Below are 24167 nucleotides of genomic sequence, written 5' to 3'. Positions count from 1 at the left end.
GACGCCTCCCTAATATTTCGCTAGCAGCGCTTTCGCGGTTTGCGTTTCTAAATTGCTGTCACCCAACTGCTCCATTTGCGCTAACCATGTTTTGGCTTGTTGAACGTCTTCAGCGCGCAGCGCTGCTTCAATGGCATAACGGTAAATCCAAGACGTTGCGGCAAAAGGTTGCTGACTAAAACTCGGTTCATCGAGCAATGAAAGGTACAGCTCGTAGCCGCGCTCAAAGTGATTGAACATGTCTGGCAGAGAGGTAAACGTAGTAGCTGCCATGGCGGTGGCTAATTGGTATTCCGGCAAGCCTTGCAAGCGTTGTTGCTCTTGCAGTGGAACTGGCTGATTCGCCATTAAATCCAAACCTTTTTGGATAGTGGCAAGACCGCGCTCGGTGAACTTCATCTTGTTCCAAGGCATAAACGCCTCACGACCTTGCAACGTCTCAGCACTGCCTAAGTAAACCAAGGTCACTGGCGTTGCGCCTTGCTCTTCGAGTTGTTTGGATAATTCGCCGTAAACGGTATCAACTAAGCCAGAGTCGCCCTGCGCTGCTTGGTTGAATTGACTGAGTGTGCGCTCGCTTGGATTAGCCAGCGCCAGATTGCTGCTGAGTGTAAATGCGGCGATAAAAGTACTTGCCAGTTTAAGAGCTTTGATTGAGCGAGATTGAGAAACCATCATGTACTGTCCTTAGTTGAACGTGATTTGATGGTTTCAGATTAAGGGAGAAGATCGCACGCTGCTCTTGCATGCGACCAATGGCAGTTACGCGGAGTGAATGGTATTGAGAGAGGATGAATGGTTTTGCGTTTCGGCAGCCTGCAATATCGCCTCAATCATTAAGCTGAGAGCCTTAGGCTGGTAGTTGCGCTGACGATAAACCAAATAGGCTTGACGATCCCCACGGCTGTAGGATTGCGCGACTTGCACCAGATTCAGCTCAGGCTTCACATGACGAATGGGAATCGAGGCGATCCCCAAGCCGTTTTCCACCGCTTTGATCACTGCAGTTATGTCATTGACCACCAAGCGCGGCTTGCAGTTGAGCATGTCCACCAGCTTGTCTTGTTGGTAAATAGGCACTTGTGTGGTGTGCGTACTGGCGACCCAATCTTGCTTGGCTAAGTCCTCTAAGCTTTCAATGCTGCCACCCGCTTGTTCTAAGTATTCTGGGCTAACAAAAAAAGCATGCTCCGCTTTAAACAACGGGCGAGCGATCATGTCATCTAACCCATCCAATTCGAATGTCACCACCAGATCGCGATCGGTCTCTGGAATCGAATTCACTTGGCTAAGCAGCAGGTCAATGGTCACTTTTGGGTAGGTTTTGATGTAGTCCTCAACCACCTTATCGACCAAGTCATTGTAGAAGCGGCTTGGCATCACCAATCGAATTCGTCCTTCGACTTGTTGGCTTTGCTGGTTGAGCTGCAAGATGCCGGATTCAATCTGCGCCATCGCACTGCTGAGCTGGTCAAACGCCTGTAAGCCTGTCTCGGTTGCCACCAACTCACGGCCTTTCTTCTCCAGTAATCTCAGCCCTAGACGCGCTTCCAGCGCCGATAAACGACGAGACATGGTAGAGACCGGCAGTTCGAGCTTTTTCGCTGCCGCGAGCAAAGAGCCTTGCTCAACCACTGAGCAAAACAGGTACAGATCATCAACGTTTCCAAATATGGAATTCATACTTCTTCCATTGGTTATTTTTTCCAATTTTAGATGAGTATAACCTAGCCCACGTAGAAAAGAGACCCGAATATGCCGTGAACGCGGCGCTTAATAACGAATGAATACTAGGTACAGACGTGAAAGAAAATTTTTATAAATACGCGATATACACTGTTTTTTCAGCGGCTGCTTTGTTCTCCGCTTTTTTAGTCACCTCAGACAATGTTTCCCCTTTCACCACCCAAGCGACACTGCATCGTAATGTCGCAACCATTGCGCCGGAGGTATCTGGTGTGATTACGGATGTGATGGTGAATAACGGTGAATTGGTTGAAAAAGGTCAGCCACTGTTTGCTATCGATGCCAGCAGCTACCAATTGAAAGTGGCACAAGCCAAAGCCGAACTGCGCCAAGCACGTGAATCAGATTCCGCGAAATGGCAACAATTGGCAGCAGCGAAACAAACCCAAAGCCAACGCGAGTTCGAATACCACAACGCGAAGCAAAAACTGACGCGTAACCAGAAACTACGCAATAAAGGGTTGGCAACCGAGCAAGAGCTTGATGACGCGATCACCAATACACAAGTCGCCAGCAGCGCGGTTGAAGCGGCGAACGCGGAAGTGAAACGCATTGAGGCAGAGCTTTCAACTCAAGACCGTACGGCGGCTATTGAATTGGCAGAAGCAAAACTTGCCAGTGCGGAGCTGGATTTAAGCCATACCCAAATCGTGGCGCAAACCGAAGGCGTAGTGACTAACTTGCAACTGCAATCAGGCAGCTACATTACTCAAGGCACAGCGTCTTTGATGCTGGTGGACGAAGCCCATGCGTGGATCAGTGCAGACTTCAACGAAAAAGGCATTGATAAGCTAACCAATGGTCGCAAAGTGTTGGTGTCCTTCGATGCGCTACCGGGCAAAGTATTTACTGGTGAAGTCAGCAGCCAAGAGCGTGCGATTTACGATACCAACAATGCTAATGGGCAGCTTTCTAGTGTGACCAATGATACTCGTTGGATCCGTGAGCAACAGAAAGTGCGTACTCGCATTACGGTTAACGAGTTGGATCCTTCGATGATTTCTGGTTCACGAGCGAGTGTGATCGTTGAAAGCGGCAATCCTGTTATGGACTTCATTGGCTCGGCTTGGATTCACTTGGTGGCGATGTTCCGCTACATCTACTAGGGGGTGAACCATGTGGACCTTCGAAAGCCTGTTTCAAAATCGCTCTGAGCGCAATGAAGCACTGCGTGTCGCCCTTACTGTGACAATTTGTATGGTGCTGGGCAAACTGCTGAATCTTGATTCTCCGGTTTATCTAGCGCTGTACCCAACCATCATCATGACCAAGAACAAAGACTACTCTTGGCTTGGTCTGCTTCGCACCTTGCTACCTACGTTATTAGCAGCAAGTACAGCATTGGTGGTAACTGAAGTGTTTTCACAACATCCGTTTGTGGTGTGGACCATTAGCTTGTTCTTCTTCGACTTTATGCGCCGTAGAGCTACCACACCGCCGAAGAAAGGTCAGATGCTAATGCCAACCTTCAACTGGATTCTGATTGTGGTGTTTGCTCAGCACACCACCATGGACATGCCAATGCGCATTCATGAAATCCTGCTATCAATGCTGATTACCATGGTCGTTGCAAAAACCATGGTGACTCTGTTCCCTGTTGAACGTGGCGGCAAACCAACAGCATTTGAAGAAGAGCCTGTTACGTTCGAGAACCGAGCGATTTCACTCGCATTGATTGGTCTTGGTGTGGCGTTCTTGATGATTGTCGACATCATTTCAGCAACGTTTTGTTTGGTGCCTGTGATTGCCGCAGCAACGCAAACCACACACAAAAGCTTTATCGACGTGGTTGACCGCCGTTTTCAAACTCAAGTGGGCGGCTGTGCATTAGCCGTAGTGTTCACCCTGTTGATGGCAGGACATCAATCCACATTCGGTTACTACACCATCGTATTAGGTCTGCTTGCCTTTATGATCACCGCATCAATGGCAAAAGCGAAAGGCCCAGCCAAAGACGTCCATGCCGACGCGTTATTGGCGACCATGCTGCCGATTCAGCTGTACATGACCAGCAATGAACTGGGCTTGGAAAGCACCTTCCTCCGAGCTTGGGAGCTTACCGTGACTTTGTTTGTGCTGTGGGCGTTGTACCATTTCACGCACAAACCAGAAAAAGCCCGAGCCTAATCGTGCCATCGCCTTAAGTACCCAATACTTAAGGCGATTCCCTTTCCTATTTTGCTCATTTCATTGCGCAGTCTGTACCAATTTCCATTTCAATCTTATAAAAAATGTGGCGCAAAACCTCAGCCTGGTGTATTTATCCATCCCACGACTTTCCAAGTCAGCTTACCCATAACAGGCGGCGTCGCACACTCCTCTCTTGCACACCTTTGCGTGGTGTCTGTTATTTCCAAATTGGATTCTTAGCATCGGAATAGTTTGAGCTCGCAGAGTTCTGGTTGTTTTCGCCCCGCGTTGGGGCGTTTTTAGGTTGTAGAAGATGAACAAGCGTTTCTTCCCTAGGATTGATTTGCCACTTTTGATGGCGATCATTCCGATCATGCTATTGAGTTCGCTCACTCTCTGGAGTGCCAGTGGATTCAATGAAGCTATGCTCTTTAAACACCTCGCTCGATGCGGTTTGACGCTGGTGTGTATTTTGGTCATGTCGTCGATTCCTGCGTCCAGTTATCAACGTTCAGCGCCTTATTTGTATCTGGTTGCGGTTTCTCTCTTGGCAGCCGTGGCCTTATTTGGCGATAGTACCAATGGCTCGCAGCGTTGGCTCGATATCGGCTTCTTCCGCTTTCAACCTTCTGAGCTGATCAAGCTCTCCATTCCCATTATGATTGCGTGGATGCTTCATCTAGAAGGTGGGCGACCAGACATACGCAAGATTGCTTTCTGTTTGCTGATCACCTTTATTCCTGCGGGCCTAATTGCCTTACAACCTGACCTAGACGGCGCTATCTTCACTGTGATTTACGCGTTGTTTGTGCTGTTCTTTGCAGGCATGAGCTGGAAGATAATTGGCGGCTTTTTGGTGAGCATTCTAACGCTGGCACCAATACTCTGGTTCTTTGTGATGGAAGCGTATCAAAAGAGTCGTGTAACGCAGTTCTTGCACCCTGAATCGGATCCACTGGGTTCGGGCTACCAAATCATCCAATCGTTGATTGCGATTGGTTCTGGCGGCATGAAAGGCAAAGGTTGGATGAATGCCACTCAAGGTACACTAGGCTTTATCCCTGAAAGCCATACTGACTTTATCTTCTCGACCTACGCAGAAGAATGGGGCTTTATTGGTTGTGTGGTGTTGTTGGCGCTGTACTTGTTTATTACGGCGCGTGTGATGCTACTAGCGTGCCAATCTGAGCACTTCTTCAGTCGTCTGGTGAGTGGTGCATTGGCGATGAGCTTCTTCCTTTACGCCTTCATCAACACCGGCATGGTAAGTGGCTTGTTGCCAGTAATGGGTAGCCCACTGCCGTTTTTTAGCTACGGTGGTACGGCGATGCTGACTCAAGGCATCTGTTTTGGTGTGATCATGTCGCTGTGTTATTCCAAGTACCGAAACACCTAAACGCTAGTCACAATAAAAAAGACAAACAACACGATCAAAAAAGGCTTCCCTCGGGAAGCCTTTTTTACAACTGGAGAACCGAATTATAGTTCGCCGTTGTGGTATACCTGTTGAACGTCGTCACAGTCATCTAGAAGGTCTAGGAACTTCTGGAATTTCTCTGCGTCTTCGCCTGTTACTGGCGTGTTCGTTTGCGGTACGAATGTGATTTCTTCAACATCGATCGTTAGATCTGGGAATGCAGCGTTAAGCGCAGTTTTTGTTTTGAAGAACTCAGTGTGAGGTGCGAATACAGTGATAACACCGTCTTCTAGCTCAACGTCAGTAACGTCTACGTCTTCCATCATTAGCGTTTCTAGGATGATTTCATCATCTTCGCCTTTGAACTGGAATACCGCTTGGTGATCGAACATGTGAGAAACAGAACCTTCAACACCAATTTTCGCACCTACTTTAACAAAGCATTGGCGAACGTCTTGGAATGTACGGTTACCGTTGTCTGTTAGACAGTCTACGATCACGCTTGTGCCACCAGGGCCAAAGCCTTCGTAACGTGCTGGAGTGTAGTCTTCACCACCGCCGCCGTTCGCTTTGTCGATCGCTTTATCGATAACGTGTGCAGGAACTTGGTCTTTTTTCGCTTTTGCGATCAGGTGCTTCAGAGACAAGTTCATGTCTGGATCACCACCACCGTTTTTCGCGCACATGTAAATTTCTTTACCGTATTTGGAATAAACTTTAATTTTTGCGCCTGCAGTTTTCGCCATTGAGGCTTTGCGCACTTCAAAACTTCTTCCCATCGGGATGTCTCTCTAAATTCAAATTTAATGCGAAGGATTTTAGCAAAGAGTGAAGATTTTACCTTTCACCTTGCAAAGGAATGGGGAGGAAACCTCATTCGCCGCTACGGTTTACACCAGAGCCACGCTCGCTTTATGCGACACCCATTACTCGTTTGTACTTATCGATTGCCTGTTGAAAAAACACTTTCTCATCAGCGTCGTTAATCTTAGACAACTCTTCTTCTATCGCTTCAGGACCAGATTTCGCTTCTTTAAGCTTCCAAACCAAAAACGATGCTTGCTTATCAAGTTCGATTTTGTTTTTCTCGTCAGGCGGCAACAGGGATAGATTGAACGACATTCACAGCCTCAAGGTACTTTAATAAATACTAGCCGCGCACTATAGCACACAGATTTGACTTTTAAGAAGTGAAACGCACTTTCCTTGATCAATTTCAAGTTGCTTCCTTGGGATTCGATCGGGTTTGCAATGAATCAGGAAGATATTGCTCAAAAATTTGCTGCAAACGCTCCTTGGTAACCGGTTTGGCAACAAACTCATTCATGCCAACATCAAAACAACGCTGTTGATCTTCTTTAATCACATTGGCGCTCAAAGCAATGATCGGCACTTGCAGGCCCCACTCGCCCATCTTGCGAATGTTTTCAGTGGCAATGAATCCATCCATCACTGGCATTTGACAGTCCATCAATATCAAATCGAATTGATGCTCTTGGCACTGTTGGAGCGCTTCTTCACCGTGTTCTGCCACATTCACCTGCATGCCGAGTTTTTCCAGCATAATGCGCACGACTTTTTGGTTTACCGCGGTGTCTTCTACCACCAGAATCCAAGGTTTGCCCTCGTCTTTGGTTGGTTTAAGGCTTTTTGGCGCGCTGTCTTCACCGTTACGAAAATCAAGCACATTCGGTGTACTTGGCGCAATTGGTGTATCACTGACGATATTGAGTGGAATAGTAAACTCAAAACAACTACCCAGCCCCGGCTCACTGGTCAGGCGGATCTCGCCGCCCATCACTTCGATCAAGCTGCTGCAAATCGCTAAGCCCAAACCAGTGCCGCCGTATTTACGCGTGGTGCTGCCATCGGCTTGCTGAAACTTCTCAAACACCGCTTGCTGGTTTTCTTTCGCGATACCAATACCCGAATCGACCACACGGAAATGTACGCTGGCGACGTCACCTTCTCGGCTCACTTGTGACACCATCAACTTAACATGGCCACGCTCGGTGAACTTGACTGCATTGCTGAGTAGATTACTCAGCACTTGTTTGAGCCTACCCACATCACCTTCCACTTCTGAAGGGAGTTGAGCGTCGATATCGCAAACCAACTGTAAGCCTTTTTGCTGAGCTTTAACGGTGTGCAGTCTACCAACTTCATGCAGCAGATCGAGCAGATTATAAGTGGCCGTCTCAAGCTCAATCTTGCCCGCTTCAATTTTAGAAAAATCGAGAATGTCATCGATGATGACCATCAGTGAGTTGGAAGAGCTGTTGATAATGGAAACAAAGTCTTTTTGCTGTTCATCTAGCTTGGTATCACCGAGTAAGGAAGCAATGCCGATAATCCCATTCATCGGCGTACGAATCTCATGACTCATCGTGGCAAGAAATTCGCTCTTCTTACGGTTTGCCACTTCGGCTTTATCACGTGCTTCTTCGATTTCTAATTGGTGCTCACTGACACGCTCAACACTTCGGTTGTATTTGCGTTCTAATAAACCCACTTCATCGAAAAACCAACGCTTGGGAAGCTGCACTTTGCTCGGTACATGACCGCCGCTAAAATCACTCACCGCACCTGAGAGCAATTGAAGTGGCTTGACCATCAAACGAAACGTCACCCAGAGAACGCCGATGATGAGTAAGAAGATCTTGATCGCTTCAGCGATCACAAGAAAAAAGAAGGTTTGCCATAATCCTTGATAGATCGGGCTGAGATCCGATTGCACCGTTACTTCGGCAAGATCAAAAGTTTTTGTGCCCATGTCGTACTGCAAAGGCCATTGACGCTCGATCCGATCTTCCGTCAAGGCCGAGCCTAATTCGAAGATCACTTCATCCGGTGTCGCGATTCTTAGGTAGTCCACTGAGGGCAGGCGCATCGCCCCTTCTGCTTGGGTGTGCAGCAATTCTCTATCTTCAACCCACAGACTGGCAGAAAAACTAGAAAGGTAGCTGGTTTTCACCTGTTCCAGTTCTTTATCCAAGCGAGCGAGATCATCGTTGAAGTCACGGTACAAACTGACGGAAGAAATGATCACGGTAAAGATTAAACTCAACGCAAAAATCGCCAGCATCAGCTGGTTGCCGATACTAAACCGACGTTGAGTTCGCTCTTTTGTCTCCATATGAAATCGCTCCCTTAAACATGCGCTACTATAAATATAGTCACGTCACGACAATAATCGAGGTTAGGATGAAAGGACTCTTACGTACATTAGGCTTTAGTTTTATGGCCTTAAGCGCACACACCATGGCGAGCGAAGTGAACTACTACGTTATCTCTGAGCAAGCTCGACCATTCCAAATAGAACAACAAGGTGAACAACATTCCGGAATTGTAACTGACATCGTCAGTGCTATCTTTGCCGAATCCGATTATGAGGTGAAATACCACACTTACCCATTTAAGCGCATGATTTCAGTACTGGAAGCGGGCGGTGAGGAGAATTGGGTCACTTATGGCAGCCCGAATTGGGGCAAGGTACAATCAGAAAACCTCTCTGAACAACCTATTTACACTGTAAAGCACGTACTGGTATCGAGCAGTAAAGCGCCATTCAAATTTAGCGATATGCAGCACATGCAAGGTCGCTCTATCGTGCTGTTGCTTGGCTTTGATTATCCGAACTTAAGTCCCTTCTTTGAAAACGGCACCGTCAATGAAATGCGCGTGAAAGACTACGACGCCGCTTACCGCGTTCTGCAACGCACTCCTGGTGATACCGCCTTTGTCGAGATGGAATCGCGTGTGGTGTACAACATCAAACGTTTAGAGCTGCCAATGGGAGACTTCCAGATCCAATCTTTCAGCTCTGTCATTCCAGATTACTCCATCTATCTGGCTTTCTCTCCGGAGATGAATCCGAAAGTGCAAAGCTTCATCAATAAGCGCCTAGCAGAGCTCAAAAGTTCGGGGCAAATCGACAACATCATCAAAAAATACATCTAACCGTTCATACCTAACCAATCATGAAAAAAACCGCCAGCTTGGATAAGCTGGCGGTTTCATTTTTATCTCTTCTCTGTGAATAATCTTGTTCGAGCGATTAGTCTTGTTCGACAAATTTAGGGTCGAACATGTGGCCAAGCTTATTGGCTTTGGTCTGTAAGTAGTGTTGGTTATTTGGGTTATTGCCCTCTTGGAGTGGCACCCGCTCAATCACGTTGATGTTCACCTTCTTCAGCGCTGCAAGCTTGCGTGGGTTGTTGGTCATCAAACGTACTTGATCAATATTCAAGTGGTCGAGCATCCCCTTACAAAATGCGTAATCACGCATATCAGCAGCAAAGCCTAGGCGCTCATTGGCTTCGACCGTGTCTGCGCCTTCATCTTGTAAGTGATAGGCACGAATCTTATTGATTAAGCCAATTCCCCTCCCCTCTTGGCGCAAATAGAGCAGCACGCCACAACCTTCTTCGACAATATTTTGCAATGCACGGTTAAGCTGGAAACCACAATCACAGCGAGTACTAAACAAGGCATCACCGGTTAAACATTCTGAATGCAGACGAATCAGCGGCGCTTTACTGTTTGCAGGGTCACCATACACCAAAGCCAGATGCTCTTTTCCCGTCGCGTTCTCGATAAAACCATGCATGATAAACGTGCCCCATTGGGTTGGCAGCTTGGCTTTATCGACAAAGCGCACCAAGTTATAAGGCTCGACGTGTTTCAGCTCAGCACGTACATTCATCAAAATCTCCCCTAAATGGTTTTCACCCGAGCCGTCACCACCATCGCCCCAAAAGGCATCTTTATGCGAATGTTCGGTCAAGCAGGCATTCCCCGTTTCCATCAGCTGTTGGGCAAGCTGAGGGTTTTGCAGAAACTTCTCACGGACGATAAACGCCATTACGGAGAGTTTGTCGTCGTCCCAATCTTCACGGACGAGATGTTGATATTTGCGGCTTAAAGCAAAGGCTTCGTCGGGGCTTTTGGCGGTGAGGATTTTATCTTGTAGTTCGCGGTCGCTGAATTTTTGCGCTTGGTAATAGTGTTCGCTGGTGGGCCAAGATTGGGTGGAGACTTTTATCTGCGCTTGGCAAAAGTTGGAGAGGAAACCGTGGGATTCATCGGGTTCATAGAAAAGGATCTGATCAACCATAATCGTACTCCTGACGTTGCTGTTCAATAGTCAACAAAAAGCATATTGCTATTGATATAAGCTTTAGTAACGCAGGGAGAGAAAGTCAAATAACTGGTTGTAAATCATAAAAATGAAAAGGGCAGTCTTATGACCACCCCATGGTTTAATTCCGCAGTGCGAGAATTAGTGAATTAAGCCAAGTTCCCTTGCTTCTTCGATGCTCAAGCCGCTTTCACGGATTTCACGAAGAGCTTCAATACGACGTCTTGCTTCGGCAGATTTCACGGTTTTCTCAGGTCTCACAACGGTTTCTTCTTCAGGGAGTTCCCATTTGTGAGCGATGTTGCTCATCTCTTCATGGTCGATAGAATTAATGGACATATTTCCTCCGAACACACCATGTTTTCGATGGGTAATCTATAGCAAACCCCCAATGCAGAGGTAAGAAAAACTGTGGGGAAATGTGACCCCTTTCGACCTTTCACTAACTCGTTAATAGATTCATCATTTAGTTTTTGCAAAGCGCGTTTTTAGCGATTAAATTTGAAGAATTCCCCCTACGAAAAGTGAGCTGATCCAGCTCTCATTTTTCCCTCGTAAATTCACACTTCCATAACGGAAAAAATTCTTTTTATTACACTCAACTTTCGAGTCACTTCACTGATTAGACGGTTTTGCCTTTCGCAAACCTTACACACCTGATAATGATAATAATTATCTTTTGTATTGGTAAGGTGTAATGATGAGTGAACTAAACCTGAATCAGGCATATCACTCTGATCCTGTCATTCAGATCAGAGAGTTATGTGTGGATTACATCACCGACAACGGCGACTTCAATGCTGTGAAATCGGTGAGTTTTGATATTGGTAAAGGCGAAATATTTGGTCTGGCAGGTGAATCAGGCTGTGGTAAAAGTACCATTGCTTTCTCTATCAACCGTCTGCACAAGCCACCTGCTTTTATCTCTGGAGGGCAAATTCTGTTTGAAGGCAAAGACATCCTTCGTCTGCCTGATAATGAGCTAAACACGCTACGCTGGAGCGAGATCGCAATGGTATTCCAAAGTGCCATGAACTCGCTGAATCCTGTTCTCACCGTTCAGGAGCAATTTGCCGACGTATTACGCCACCACAAAGGATTAACCAACGAGCAAGCCAAAGACCGTGCAGAGAAGCTTCTCGACTTGGTCAACATACCGAGAAATCGTCTGGGAGAATACCCACACCAGTTCTCCGGAGGCATGCGTCAGCGTTTGGTGATTGCGATTGCCCTATCCCTCAATCCCAAATTGATCATCATGGACGAGCCAACCACGGCGCTCGATGTGGTGGTTCAACGTGAAATCTTGCAGCAAATCTATCAGTTACGTGACGAGTTTGGTTTCTCAGTGCTCTTTATTACCCACGATTTAGCGCTCATGAGCCAATTGTGCGACCGCATTGCCATCATGCGCCACGGCAAGATTGTTGAAGTGAATAGCTCATACGAAATCCGCAATCATCCTCAACACGAATACACCCAAAAGCTTTGGGCTTCGTTCCCGAATATTCACGATGTACATAAACAGCCACAAACGGAAGGAGCACCAGCATGACTGAACCGATCATCCAAATGAAAAACGTGATCAAGGAATTCAAAGTCGGTGGTGGCTTCGCCAAAGAAGAAACCTTCCGTGCGCTTCAGGGCGTGAGCTTTGATCTTTATGCAGGCAAAACCCTCGCGCTGGTGGGCGAATCAGGTTGCGGCAAGAGCACCTGCGCGCGATTAATTACCAAGGTCTATCCAGCCAGCGATGGTGAGATCCTTTTCAATGGCAAAAACATCAACGACATCACTGCTCGTGGTGAGATTCAGGATTACCGCAGTAAGGTTCAAATGGTGTTCCAAGACCCGTTTGGCTCTTTAAACCCAACCCATACTATTCGCCATCACTTAACTCGCCCCCTGAAGATTCATAAGCAAGTGAAAAGTGACAAAGAAATCCCAGCCAAACTGCTAGAGCTGTTGGATTTGGTAGAGTTGCCAGAGGAAACGCTGAACAAGTTCCCTCACGAACTCAGTGGTGGCCAGCGTCAACGCGTTAATCTAGCGCGCGCTCTAGCGGTAGGCTCACAACTTATCCTTGCTGATGAACCAACGTCGATGCTGGATGTATCGATTCGTTTAGGCGTACTCAATCTGATGCAACGTATGAAGCAAGAACTGGGGATCGGGTTCCTATACATCACTCACGACCTTGCAACCGCGCATTACATCGCCGAAGAAACGGCTGTGATGTACAAAGGGCAGATCGTCGAATGGGGAGATACCCAAGCGATCTTAAAGAATCCACAACACCCATACACTAAGTTATTGATCTCTGCGGTGCCGGATCCTGATCTGCCATTTGGTAACTTGGTGGAAAGTGAACCAAACTATTCAATAGATGCCGATGAGATCCGCAGTCGCAGCAGCGTTGTGGTCGAAGACTATGATCAAATCGGACCAAATCACTTTGTAAAACAATGGACTGAGGCAGCCTAATGGATTTGATGACCTGGCAAGATCAACTATCAGATTGGTACGACAATCGGAAGCATGATCAAGTAGAAAGCTTAGAAGCGATCTTATACCAAGCGCCTGTTGCTGTGTTTGGTCCAGAACTGACGGACGAACAGAGTAAAGCGATCGCTTGTTGGCTAGATGGCTGTTTAAGAGTCTTTCAACACGCTAGGCATCAAGACCATCAAAAAGCCTTTCAAATCCTGCAATACACCGGTGCAAAGCTCGAACAATCGGCTTGCCAACCAATGACCGATATTCTTATCAAGGATTGGTGTCTCAAACGCTTACAACATTTGACCGTTCTGGCGTTAGAGTTTTGTAATCAGCAACACGATCAAACTGAATGGCAACAGCAAGCGAGCAGCTTGATCGAGTCACACGTTGCGTTGATGCGATCATTGAATTGGAATGAAACTAGGAAGCATGATCAAGGGTTACGTCATTGATTCGGAAAGATGATCAAGGTAACAAACTAGGACTTGTCAGTTTAAGCAGATGCACAGGACAGGAATTTTAGATAAAAAAAAGCGAGTTTCTTGAGGAGAAACTCGCGAAGTCTATTCAGAATGAATGTAACAATATGAGCCAATCTATTAATCATCAGAAAGGACAAAAGGTTGTCTATTCGGGATAAATCTTAGTCTGCCCTCGGAACCGCAATGTCAGTGATTTGTAAGAGTTAGGTCTGATTTCCATCAGTGCAATTCATTGTTACATTCTGAATCAATTCGTCATGCTTATCACTCGAAAAGCATCCACGTGATTCATATTAAATCGCCATTTCATCAAGTGCTCTGAATACCATCTCATCCATGTGACCTTCAAAAATCTGACGACACACTTTTCGACGAACAGCCAACCCAGCGATCAAGCGCTCGATGGTCAAATGTTTCACGTCATTTTGGCCGTTAAACAGCTCCACAGTCTTGCTCAATGTCTCGTATGGCAGAGGGGCGTCCCCTACTCGCAGGTAATCAAGCTTGTCAATGAACTCAGAACACTCTTCTTTGATTGAGGCATAGGAATGCCCTGTCATTGCCGATAAAGCCGTTATACTGCGTTCTAGGGCCTCTGGAGAGGTATATTTGGATAGAGTAATGGTTATCTCGTCCGCGTTGATCTCGACTAGGTGCTTTTTCTGTTTCACTCGACGGCCCAAATTGCCACGTGGAGACGGTGCTTTGCGTTGAATCGGCTCAAATTCGCCGTCTATGATGCCTGAGAGCTCGTCTAGCTGCTGCCTCGTAACCATCTCATTACGAAGTGGGTTTGGCAGCGTAGGCGCCATGTTGCGCTTTCCTGCGTTGGTCGTACGAGCGCGAGAGTAGCGCAATACCTCTTCCACATCGCACTTGATGTCGACTTGGTAGTCCATCACTTTGCCATTTTCGATCATAGTCTCGATCGTTAAGTGATAGCCCCATAAGTTCACAACAAAAAGATCTTCCGTCCCTTTGCCGTCAGACAAGCGCTTCAACTCACGGATCAGATCCATTGAGAAACGACGCCATTCGATGTTGCGTGCCAGTTTTTGGTTCAACTCACTCAGCAACATGCAATCGGTGTGTTTGCGCACCATGCGGCTACGGAAGAACGAATACAGCTGGAACACCAAGGTGTGTTGTTTCAGAATCTCTGGCGGGAACAAGAAGAAATAATCACGCGTCAGCAGTTCTTCGTAGAACGAAGGTTCCCAGACTAGGATGTACAAGTTCGGCTTAATGCGAATCTCGCCGTCAGCGCCTTCTGTTGGCGCTTCTTCCGATGCGGTAATGGTTCTCGCAATGAAACGGAAACGATCACTCTTGAAGCCTTCTGGCATGTTTTCACTTAGCCAACGACCTGTTAGCTCGTGCAATTGGAAATCGGTAAATTCGATTCGATCAATACTGTCACGGATTGAATCGCGTGCCGGGCCGCTGTCCTTCTTGCCACGCAATGACAGGATATCCGTGATGTACAACGGGGTTTTATTCGGCACATGCGCCGCATCCATGTGGTACTGATCTTTGTGATGATCATGGTATTGCACGGTCAGTGTAAACAGAGCAAACAGCGTCATCAGATCGTCCACTGTCATGATGTTTTTCGACGATCGTGTTTCAATCACAGCTTTGGTGCCAGAGATCGACACCATGGATTTCTGGTAGCTCTTACGAGTGCGTGGTGGCGCTAAAGCTTGGTCGATGATCCCTGCCCAGTTAGTTGGTGAAACGACAAATTGATCCGCTTCATCCTTCATCATCGGTGGGGTATTCAGACCATGTTCATTCAACAGGCGCTTGTTCACTTGGGTTTGTGCCAAGGCCTTAGAACGCTTCTGCTTTTCGCTTTGACGAACTTTTTCTGTGACTAAGCTGGTGGCTCCTAAGGCTGAGATTAGCTGGTTAGGGTTAACGAACTTGTGCAACATGGTTTTACCAGCAAGGCCTTCTTCAAAGCGCACTGGTGTTTGAGTAAACAAACCAATGTTAACGGCTGCACGTAAGCGTTGTTGTAATGCGGCTCTGGTTAGTTGACCGTCGGTTGCTGCCACAATTTCTGTTGTGGAGACCAAACCGTCTTTGCTGCTGAATCCTCGTAAGGAGATCAGATTAAGCAACTCTAAGATGCTCTTGGTAACCCCTTTGAAATGTTGGTATTGCTCTACCCAATCTGCAGAAGATTCGTGTACCTCAAAAAGGTGCCCATCCTTATGGCTTCTTGGCGCTTTAATCAGAATTTTTTCATCAGCCGTCATTTTAGATCCAGATCACACTAGCCGTAGTTTTGCTATGGTTCCGAAGAATAAAGAAAAACAGATCATAAATAAAGAAAAAATCTTTGTTTTTTAAATAACTGATCTTTTTGATTAATCTGATCTTAATTGATTATATGATCTAATGATCTGGAGATTTTTGACGGCGTAAGTTTATGTTTTAAATGGATATTTTAAAGCGGCAATTCGGAACTATGATCATGAACATTCCGAAACGATGATCAACAAAAGTCAGAAAGCATGATCACAAAGCGCCGTAAGCATGATCATTAAGTTTCTGAAAAGATGATCAAAAAGGTCGTGAAACGATGATCATGATGTTTGTACAACTTATCCACAGAAATAAAGGTACGCCTTGGAAAACTTTGTCTTCGTTTGCGGTAAAGCAGTGGGGTTTTACCTTTGGAACAATGATCAAGAGCGTCGTTTTTCATCGTTCTGTCGCTGCTTGTGAATACTATTTGCGCAAATGCTGAAACCTTGTCCAATTTTACATCGCACGCCTTGTTTCTCTGCATTCTCCCGAAACAAACGGAAGCATGATCATGATATCGCGTTCTACATTTTGTTTTCGGTTTATTTTCATCGTTCCACGTTGTTATCTTTGATTTGGCCTCTATCCCCCAGTCTATCTGCATTCATCCGTAAATTGGCCGTGAAAAAGCATGCTTCCGAGGCTGAAATTCACTTGATCATTTTTCCGATAAATTGATCGCATTGAAAAATCGATGTGCAATGTACTGGGACACATAATTTCCTTGATCATGCTTTCGTATTTGCTGCTCTCGACGGAAGAATGATCATGATGCTTCCTTGATCATTCTTCCGTTCAACATCGCTGTTTTACATGAATAAACATACTGGATGCATGATCAAGGTAGTCGCTTCTCGTGTTTTTAATTAAAAACGCTCATTCATCGTCAAACACTAGATTCATCTCACACTATCCGTAATTTAGCGTCTTTCTATAATCGTTCCGGAAAAACTATAGATTTACATTGTAAATACGTGACACTGTGACATTTTCATTCTTTCAAAGTTTGAAGCGCTTTATTGGCATAGATTTGATTAAATTTTGTGATGTTTTTAAGGTGAAATCATAAAACAGGCGTTTGTGAGTGTTTTTTATGTGATGGTTATTCAAAATGCACGTTCACCTTTTTGTTGTTTTTGGATTGCAGTGCTGTACAATTAAATGCAGATATCCTTCCAACGGAATTTGGCATGAAAAGAGAAACAACGATTGAAAATCTCCAGGAATTAGCAGAACTGACGCAACAAGTTCAAGCTGACCGTATTGAGATTGTTTTGGAAGAGCGTAGTGACAACTACTTCCCACCAATGTCTAAGGCAATGATGGAAACCCGCTCAGGTTTGACTCGCCGTAAGCTGGACGATGCTATCGGTAAGATGGAAGCGGAAGGTCATCAATTTACAAAGAATAATGCCAACCATTATTCAATCACGCTTGAAGAAGCGCACATGCTAATGGATGCGGCAGAAGTGCCTAAATTCCATGAACGTAAAAAGAATTCTGAAAACAAACCGTGGATCATCAACGTACAAAACCAAAAGGGTGGTACGGGTAAATCGATGACAGCGGTTCACTTAGCGGCATGTCTGGCGCTAAACCTAGATAAACGCTACCGCATTTGTTTGATTGACCTTGACCCTCAAGGCTCTCTGCGTCTGTTCTTGAACCCACAAATCAGTGTGGCAGAGCATGACAACATCTATTCAGCAGTTGATATCATGCTTGGTAACGTGCCAGATGGCGTTGAAATCGATCGTGAGTTTCTACACAAGAACGTGCTGTTGCCAACGCAATACCCGAACTTGAAATCGATTTCTGCTTTCCCAGAAGACGCAATGTTCAACGCAGAAGCGTGGCAAACACTCTCTGAAGACCCATCGCTAGATATCGTTCGTCTGTTGAAAGAGCAGTTGATTGACAAGATTGCGAATGACTTCGACGTGATTATGATTGATACCGGCCCACACGTTGATCCGCTAGTATGGAACGCGATGTACGCATCAAACGCGCTATTGATTCCTTGTGCAGCGAAGCGTCTTGACTGGGCTTCAACAGTAAACTTCTTCCAACACCTTCCAACGGTTTACGAGATGTTCCCAGAAGATTGGAACGGTCTTGAGTTTGTTCGTTTGATGCCAACCATGTTTGAAGACGACAACAAGAAGCAAGTTTCTGTTCTAACTGAAATGAACTATCTTCTAGGTGACCAAGTTATGATGGCCACTATTCCTCGTAGTCGTGCATTCGAAACGTGTGCTGACACCTACAGCACAGTGTTTGATTTGACCGTAGGCGACTTCGAAGGTGGTAAGAAAACACTCGCTACTGCACAAGATGCGGTACATAAGAGTGCACTAGAACTAGAGCGCGTACTGCACTCTAACTGGCCGTCATTGAATCAGGGGTAATGAATAAATGGCATTGAAAACGTCTGAATTAAACGCGAAATTATTTGGTAAAACCAATAAGCGTCGTGTTGCGACACCTCAAGAAGCGCAAACGGCGGCAAAAGACAAAGCACAAACTATCGAACTTGCTGTAGCTGGCGAGAACACCGTTCAGTTTGAATTGGTGCGCATTCCTGCGGATAAAGTGGCGACAGACACTAGCGTATTTGCAGAGAACGCTCGTGAGCAATCTTTCCTAAACGAACACGCTTTATCGGATGTGTTGGTGACGTTGAAAGAGCGTGGTCAACAGTATCCAGCGGTTGGTCGTCGCACTGAAGATGGCAAGATTGAAGTATTAGACGGTAGCCGCCGTCGTATGTCTTGTATCTTAGCAGGACAGGATTTCTTGGTTTACGTTGGTGACGGCATCAACACAGACCACGCGAAATTCCTTTCTGATGTTGCAAACGCGCACAAGCCACTGTCTCTATACGAAAAAGGTAAAGAGATGCAGGCGAAACTTGAAAGTGGCGAAGCTGAAGACCAAAAAGCACTAGCAAAAATGTTCCAGTGCAGTGAAGCATTGGTGAGCGGCGCGTTAAAAGCTGCGGCACTTCCGCTTGAACTTTTGCAAGCTTACCCGAATGTTGGTGATTTAGGTCGTCCAACAATTGTTAAGCTGCATAAGCAGTTCTCGACATTGAACGGCGAACAACAACAAAACTTGTTGGATAAGTGTCGTACGTCGGAAGGTTATTTGTGGCAGCGCAGTACAGCTCAAGGTGTGGCTCGTCTTACTAAAGAAGTGACAGAGAGCATCGAAAGCTGGATTGCAGAATTAGCGCCTGCTAAGCCGGCTAAGAAAGCAGAAAAAGTTTATTTAGTTAAAGGTCGCGCAAGCTACAGCCGTAAAGGTAACAACCTTGCTCTTAACTTGAAGAAAGTAGACGACAGCTTGATGGAAGAAATTCTGGCTTTCGTTGAGAGCAAAATGAAGTAAACCTCTTCTTGTTTGAAACCGCCTCCGGGCGGTTTTTTTATGTCTGCAATTTGACGAAGTATCCATGAATCCAGATGTGATAACATGGCGTTAGTTCAATGCTTGGATACACGTAATGCTCGCACAATCTGAATTCCTTTCTCAGCTTCAACTCCAATCTTTCAAAGCCTTTCAACGCAATGGCGTGGTGATTTACGGTGATGCCGATTGGCAAAACGCCTTGATTGCCGACTTCCATCAAAAGCAGCAAAATCAGACGTGGTTCTGCGTAGGGGATTGGCTACTAGAAAATACCCACTGCGTAAATGCAAAACAAGGCAATATGTTGCTCGGCCGTGAGTGTGACGTTCTGCTGTTTGACGCGAGAAAAGAGTTTGATGCCAACAGTTTTACCTCGGCTCTTGGTGCGCTCGTCGGCGGTGGGCTATTGATTGTGGTTGCCGACAAAACGCAACACGCGGATGAAGCGGGACTGTGGCTGCAAACGCAGTGGCAACAACTCAGTGTTATTGAGGAGAATTCACAATTACCTCAATTACCAGATTTCATCCAAGCGGAAAAAGCGCAACAGTATAGTGAGCAAGCTGAAGCTGTGTCTTTTATCGAAAAAGTGGTGACTGGGCATCGCAAACGTCCTTTAGTATTAACCGCCGATCGTGGTCGAGGAAAAACCAGTGCGTTAGGTATTGCATGTGCGCAACTTCTAGAGCAAAAGCCATTACGAATTCTCGTCACAGCGCCAAGCATCAAAGCGGTTGAACCTGTTTATCAGCACGCGCAGAGAATGCTATCGACCGCAGAGCGCGTTAGGAAAGACCGATTAGAAGCGGGGTGGGGCTACATTCAGTTCATCGCACCGGATGAATTACTCTCTACTTTACCTGAGTGTGACTTGTTATTGGTTGATGAAGCCGCCGCGATTCCGGTTCCTATGCTTAAGCAGATTACTGAGCAATATCATCGTCTCGTGTTTTCAACCACCATTCATGGTTATGAAGGTTGTGGCCGTGGCTTTACGCTTAAGTTTGTCGATTGGCTACAAAAGCAAAGACCAGGAATGAAACTTTGTCATCTTCAACAACCTATTCGATGGGCGACAAACGATAATTTAGAAGCGTGGCTCTACCAAGCATTTTTACTGGATGCAGAACTCACTCCGAGTCAGCCTACTGAGCTTGGCGATATTTCATTAATCAACCTCCGTAAGTCAGCGTTGATTTCTAATCCTTCCGTATTGAAAACGTGCTTTGCGTTGCTCGTGAATGCGCACTATCAAACCTCACCGAATGATTTGCTGCATCTTTTGCAAGATGAACATTGCCAGATCTACATAGCTCAGAATAACAATGAAATCGTCGGGGTGATGTTAACGGTAGAGGAGGGTAATCTCGATTCGAATCTCGTTAAAGATATTCAGCTTGGGAAACGTCGTCCGAAAGGGCACCTGACGCCAGTGACTATTATCAATCAACTTGGTTACGCTGATGTGGGGACGCTTTCTACTTTACGAGTCATGCGAATTGCGGTGCATCCAGATTTGCAAGGGCAGGGTATTGGCCAACAAATGTTGAAGCAGTTGGAACAAACTACGCCGCCTCATATCTCTTATTTGTCCACTAGCTTTGGTGCAACAGAAGAACTGATTACGTTTTGGAAGCAATCTGGTTTTGAATCCATTCGTCTTGGAAGTATGCGAGATGCGGCAAGTGGGTGTTACTCGTTGTTGATGGTTCGTCAGTGTGGCTCACAACAAGCTTGGATAAACGAAGCCAACTCGCTATTCGAAGAGCTGTTGCCATTAAGTGCGGCGTCTACTTATCCTAAGTTAGAGCCAAGTTTGCTTCGCGCGCTATTGCAAGCCTCGGTATCTACTTGCCAGTCCCATTTAACGAAGCGCACGTTAATCGAGTGTTACGCTCAAGGTGGGAACAACTTTGAATCTGTCTCTGTTTGGATTCAGCAATGGTTACTGCAATCTGGTTTGGCTGACGTGTCTGACTTGATGATCAGTAAATTATTCTTAAACAAAGACTGGAGTGAGTGCGCTAAGCAATATGGCTTGCCGGGACGTAAACAAGTTGAAGCGCAGATAAGAAAAGAGCTACAAGTTTTGATAGCTAAATTTACAGTGTAAACAGAGCAAGCAATTTACACTGTAAAAGTGGTTAACTGGAGGGGAGGGTTTACACTGTAAATCCTCCCCTTTTTTATTTGGTCTTTTGCTAAGGCTAATGGTTGAGATGTAAGGGCAATCTCAATTTACACTGTAAACGGAAGTCTTGTCTTATTAGTCATATATAAAATGAGCTAAATAATAAACTTCCCTTAAAGTCAGATTACCCATTAGGGAGGCTTCACCATCTATTCAAATACAGGTCGTGATGCTTTGGTGAAGTAGGGAGAGCGCAACGCAAAAAATGAATCTAAATCGGATTTAGAAATTCTGAGTGAGCTTATCTCTAGCTCATAAGTCGCGGGGCTTCCTTTAGTGATGTGAGCCTGATTCTGAGAATTGAGAGGTTTGTTCAGAAAATGATTTTGGTTAGACTGAATTGGGTGATGGGTAGCAGATGGATTGGTTATGTGGAAGATATGCCTTGAATGGTCGGAAGACAAAACGAGGATTTTTGCCCGCCTACCGGGAGATATTGAACTCGGAGGTGAGCTAAATCAAAAGGAGTTGCCTGAACAGCTTCAAGCAATGAATGCCAGTCAGGCGTTTGTTGATGACGCTGAAGTGGTTCGATTCATTAACTGTGCTCGTGAGCGTAAAGCTGAAGCATACGAAGGCATCGTCGTCGCACAGATTAAGAATGCTCAGGTAGAAGTTGAACTGTCGAACAACGACATGCTCGCTAGCATGAACATAGTAGGTGCTTATGGGGGCCGAGGTTTGCGTGGCCCTGAAATCGTTCAAGCACTGGCTCATGCGAGAGTGTCGAAAGGCATCAATAAGTTGGCGCTTAAAAAAGTTATGGTCGTCAGCAATCAACTCAAACCCGGAGAAACCTTCACTCAACCTGTCGCCATTGGCAAACAACCCGTCAAAGGTAAAGACGCCATCTTTACGCCCCTCGTCAAAGACATCACCAAGCGTATCCTAAAACCAAAAGAAGGCCAATCGACCAGCGACAAGATTGATTTACGCAACTTGGGTGAAACCATTGCCGTTGATATTGGCGACGAGGTCATGCGTCGAACGCCCGCTACTAAGGGTATTCCAGGTTTTACTGTGCAAGGTCGCGTAATTCCTCCTCAAGCAGGCAAAGACAGTCCGATTAAACCGGGTAAAGGAACGGAAATTAGCAAAGCCGATCCTAACCTTCTGCTCGCTTCTGTATCTGGGACACCTCTCATCAAAGACAAAACCATCGAAGTTGATAATGCGCTGTGTCTGAATAGTGTGGGCGTAAATACCGGACACGTTAAGTTTAAAGGCAATGTCATCATTGGCGGCAACATTGAATCTGGCATGATTGTCAAAGCGACAGGCTCTATTACCGTTGGTGGCTTTATTGAATCTGCGGACGTACAAGCTGAGGGTGATATCCAAGTGGCGAAGGGCATAATTGGCCACACAGTCAGTGATGGTCAGCCGAAAAGTTGCCATGTTCGAACCAAAACATCGATTCGTGCTAGTTACGCCCAGTATTGTGAATTACAGTCTGGCGAGGATATAGAGCTCGCTGTACACAGCATGAATAACGACATTGAGTGTGGACGCAACCTGACGGTACTTGATGCCAGCGGTAAAAACGGCACTTTAAGCGGTGGTGATGCCAAAGTCGGAAGTAAGGTGCTTTGTTCGCAACTTGGTGTAGAAGGCGATACCGCCACGAAAGTCGAGGCTTTTGCTAATTACGCCTTGTACAAAGAGCGCATTGCCAGCTTAAAAGAAGAATACAGATCGGCCCAAGAAGGCACGATGGATGTGATTCGTAAGGAACTTGAATTTAAGAAGCGTCCTAAAGCAGAGCGTACTGATGAAGAACAAGCTCAAATCGAAGTAATGAAAGCGCAAAACAATACTCGCCTTGAAGAAGTTAAACAGAAGCTAGAACACACTGAGCAAGAGTTTGAAGTCTCGTTAGAAGAGAATATCGTTGAAGCCAAAGATCGCGTATTTACGCGCGTTACAGTGCAATTTGGAGACGAACAGGTGACAACCAAACGCACCCATGGCGGTTGTATGTTTAGCTTTAACCAATACGAAATCAAAGTGGCGGCAAATTTAGAGGAAGAAGACGTCGTCGCGATTTAACTCTTTAATTGGAAGAATGAAAAAGCCCGTGTATTGAGAGGTACACGGGCTTTTGTTTTTAAACATCAGGCAATGTGTTCTTGGTAGTAAGCACCAAGCGCACGTACATCACCGCTGCACATGATCTTCATTGCTTGTTTAATATGGTTAATGGGCCAATCCCACCATTTGATTTCTGACAACATAGCGACACATTCGTCGTCAAAGCGCTGGCGAACAATATGATTGTGACCAACAACAATCGAGTAGGGCGGAACATCTTTTGTGATGACTGAGCGTGCACCAATCACGGCACCATCTCCAATTTTCATGCCCGGCATGATCATCGCTTCGCTGCCAATCCACACATCATTACCCACAACAGTATCACCTGCGCGTTCAAAGCCGCTTTGTACATCTGCTCCAAACTCTTCAGGAGAAAATGGAAAGGTAGAAATCCAATCTACCCGATGGCCTTGATTGCCAGCCATCATAAAGGTCGCGCCAGAAGCGATGGAACAGAATTTGCCAATGATCAGCTTGTCCACTTCGCCATAAGCGCCATCTTGCCACTCTTGTTGGGTAACGCTGTCGCCTATCAAATAACGAACTGATTGATCTTCAAATGTTTTACCGTGATAAAACCCCGAGTAATAACTGTAATCTCCTACCTCAATATTCGGGTTAGTGACATGGTCTTTGATCACTTGCCCTTTTAACCAAGTATCGAATGCGTTCATTCGTGATTCTCCGTTCCAATTTTAAGTTGTAAGCAGTGTAGAGCCTTTCTATTATTTCCAGTAGATT

The 24167-nt window shown here is 45.9% G+C and carries 20 protein-coding genes; 11 read left to right on the top strand and 9 right to left on the bottom strand.

Going from position 1 to position 24167, the window contains the following annotated elements:
* Positions 1-9 precede the first annotated feature (9 nt).
* Positions 10-678: a hypothetical protein gene (locus tag VCHENC03_RS09245; protein ID WP_009706705.1), complete on the bottom strand. Its 669-nt coding sequence runs from the start codon at positions 676-678 to the stop codon at positions 10-12.
* 84 nt (positions 679-762) lie between these two features.
* Complete coding sequence (locus VCHENC03_RS09250) at positions 763-1683, bottom strand: LysR family transcriptional regulator (RefSeq protein WP_009706704.1); 921 nt, start codon at positions 1681-1683, stop codon at positions 763-765.
* 119 nt (positions 1684-1802) lie between these two features.
* Between VCHENC03_RS09250 and VCHENC03_RS09255 the strand changes: the two genes are divergently transcribed.
* From VCHENC03_RS09255 to rodA, 3 genes are all read left to right on the top strand, one after another.
* The gene (locus VCHENC03_RS09255) at positions 1803-2852 is read left to right on the top strand and encodes an HlyD family secretion protein (RefSeq protein WP_032802826.1); all 1050 of its coding nucleotides are present in this window, start codon (positions 1803-1805) and stop codon (positions 2850-2852) included.
* A 10-nt stretch (positions 2853-2862) separates the two neighbouring features.
* Positions 2863-3873, top strand: a complete 1011-nt coding sequence (locus VCHENC03_RS09260; RefSeq protein WP_009706702.1) for a DUF2955 domain-containing protein — start codon at positions 2863-2865, stop codon at positions 3871-3873.
* Between the two features lie 316 nt (positions 3874-4189).
* Entirely contained in the window at positions 4190-5272 is a 1083-nt protein-coding gene (rodA, locus tag VCHENC03_RS09265; RefSeq protein WP_009706701.1) for a rod shape-determining protein RodA, read from the top strand.
* Positions 5273-5355: 83 nt separating this feature from the next.
* Here rodA and VCHENC03_RS09270 read toward each other — a convergent pair whose 3' ends face one another.
* The 3 genes from VCHENC03_RS09270 to VCHENC03_RS09280 form a co-directional block, all read right to left on the bottom strand.
* Positions 5356-6072 (bottom strand): YebC/PmpR family DNA-binding transcriptional regulator, encoded by a 717-nt coding sequence (locus VCHENC03_RS09270; RefSeq protein ID WP_005435878.1) that lies wholly within the window; start codon positions 6070-6072, stop codon positions 5356-5358.
* Positions 6073-6205: 133 nt separating this feature from the next.
* Positions 6206-6415 (bottom strand): DUF3283 family protein, encoded by a 210-nt coding sequence (locus VCHENC03_RS09275; protein WP_005435877.1) that lies wholly within the window; start codon positions 6413-6415, stop codon positions 6206-6208.
* Positions 6416-6509: 94 nt separating this feature from the next.
* Positions 6510-8429: an ATP-binding protein gene (locus VCHENC03_RS09280; RefSeq protein WP_009706700.1), complete on the bottom strand. Its 1920-nt coding sequence runs from the start codon at positions 8427-8429 to the stop codon at positions 6510-6512.
* A gap of 68 nt (positions 8430-8497) precedes the next feature.
* Here VCHENC03_RS09280 and VCHENC03_RS09285 point away from each other — a divergent pair, with 68 nt between their 5' ends.
* Positions 8498-9253 carry a substrate-binding periplasmic protein gene (locus VCHENC03_RS09285; protein WP_032802822.1) on the top strand — a complete coding sequence of 252 codons (756 nt, stop codon included), beginning with the start codon at positions 8498-8500 and terminating at the stop codon, positions 9251-9253.
* A gap of 97 nt (positions 9254-9350) precedes the next feature.
* Here VCHENC03_RS09285 and ribA read toward each other — a convergent pair whose 3' ends face one another.
* Positions 9351-10409, bottom strand: a complete 1059-nt coding sequence (gene ribA / locus VCHENC03_RS26975) for a GTP cyclohydrolase II (RefSeq protein WP_083481847.1) — start codon at positions 10407-10409, stop codon at positions 9351-9353.
* Positions 10410-10574: 165 nt separating this feature from the next.
* Positions 10575-10772 (bottom strand): PA3496 family putative envelope integrity protein, encoded by a 198-nt coding sequence (locus VCHENC03_RS09295; RefSeq protein ID WP_009706697.1) that lies wholly within the window; start codon positions 10770-10772, stop codon positions 10575-10577.
* Between the two features lie 361 nt (positions 10773-11133).
* Here VCHENC03_RS09295 and VCHENC03_RS09300 point away from each other — a divergent pair, with 361 nt between their 5' ends.
* From VCHENC03_RS09300 to VCHENC03_RS09310, 3 genes are read left to right on the top strand one after another with little or no spacing between them, the layout of a single operon-like run.
* On the top strand, positions 11134-11988 hold the full coding sequence (locus VCHENC03_RS09300; RefSeq protein WP_009706696.1) for an ABC transporter ATP-binding protein: 855 nt from the start codon (positions 11134-11136) through the stop codon (positions 11986-11988).
* Positions 11985-12917, top strand: a complete 933-nt coding sequence (locus tag VCHENC03_RS09305) for an ATP-binding cassette domain-containing protein (RefSeq protein ID WP_009706695.1) — start codon at positions 11985-11987, stop codon at positions 12915-12917. The genes VCHENC03_RS09300 and VCHENC03_RS09305 overlap by 4 nt, the downstream gene beginning before the upstream one ends.
* Positions 12917-13384 (top strand): hypothetical protein, encoded by a 468-nt coding sequence (locus tag VCHENC03_RS09310; RefSeq protein WP_009706694.1) that lies wholly within the window; start codon positions 12917-12919, stop codon positions 13382-13384. Before VCHENC03_RS09305 ends, VCHENC03_RS09310 begins: the two co-directional genes overlap by 1 nt.
* 323 nt (positions 13385-13707) lie before the next feature.
* On the opposite strand, the gene VCHENC03_RS09315 is transcribed toward VCHENC03_RS09310, so the two are convergent.
* A complete protein-coding gene (locus VCHENC03_RS09315) occupies positions 13708-15678 on the bottom strand; it encodes a replication initiator protein RctB domain-containing protein (RefSeq protein ID WP_005435856.1) in 1971 nt (656 codons plus the stop codon).
* 1242 nt (positions 15679-16920) lie between these two features.
* On the opposite strand from VCHENC03_RS09315, the gene VCHENC03_RS09320 reads away from it, so the two are divergent.
* From VCHENC03_RS09320 to VCHENC03_RS09335, 4 genes are all read left to right on the top strand, one after another.
* Positions 16921-18138: an AAA family ATPase gene (locus VCHENC03_RS09320; RefSeq protein WP_005428912.1), complete on the top strand. Its 1218-nt coding sequence runs from the start codon at positions 16921-16923 to the stop codon at positions 18136-18138.
* Between the two features lie 7 nt (positions 18139-18145).
* A complete protein-coding gene (locus VCHENC03_RS09325) occupies positions 18146-19120 on the top strand; it encodes a ParB/RepB/Spo0J family partition protein (protein ID WP_009706693.1) in 975 nt (324 codons plus the stop codon).
* Between the two features lie 115 nt (positions 19121-19235).
* Positions 19236-21254: a tRNA(Met) cytidine acetyltransferase TmcA gene (locus VCHENC03_RS09330; RefSeq protein ID WP_009706692.1), complete on the top strand. Its 2019-nt coding sequence runs from the start codon at positions 19236-19238 to the stop codon at positions 21252-21254.
* A gap of 447 nt (positions 21255-21701) precedes the next feature.
* A complete protein-coding gene (locus tag VCHENC03_RS09335) occupies positions 21702-23381 on the top strand; it encodes a DUF342 domain-containing protein (protein ID WP_009706691.1) in 1680 nt (559 codons plus the stop codon).
* Positions 23382-23446: 65 nt separating this feature from the next.
* Here VCHENC03_RS09335 and VCHENC03_RS09340 read toward each other — a convergent pair whose 3' ends face one another.
* Positions 23447-24100, bottom strand: a complete 654-nt coding sequence (locus VCHENC03_RS09340) for a CatB-related O-acetyltransferase (RefSeq protein ID WP_009706690.1) — start codon at positions 24098-24100, stop codon at positions 23447-23449.
* Positions 24101-24167: the final 67 nt, after the last annotated feature.

Source organism: Vibrio sp. HENC-03, from assembly GCF_000305755.2.
Taxonomy (GTDB): Bacteria; Pseudomonadota; Gammaproteobacteria; order Enterobacterales; family Vibrionaceae; genus Vibrio; species Vibrio owensii.
The sequence above is the reverse complement of the archived record's forward strand: the minus strand, read 5'-3'. Positions and strand labels throughout refer to the sequence as shown.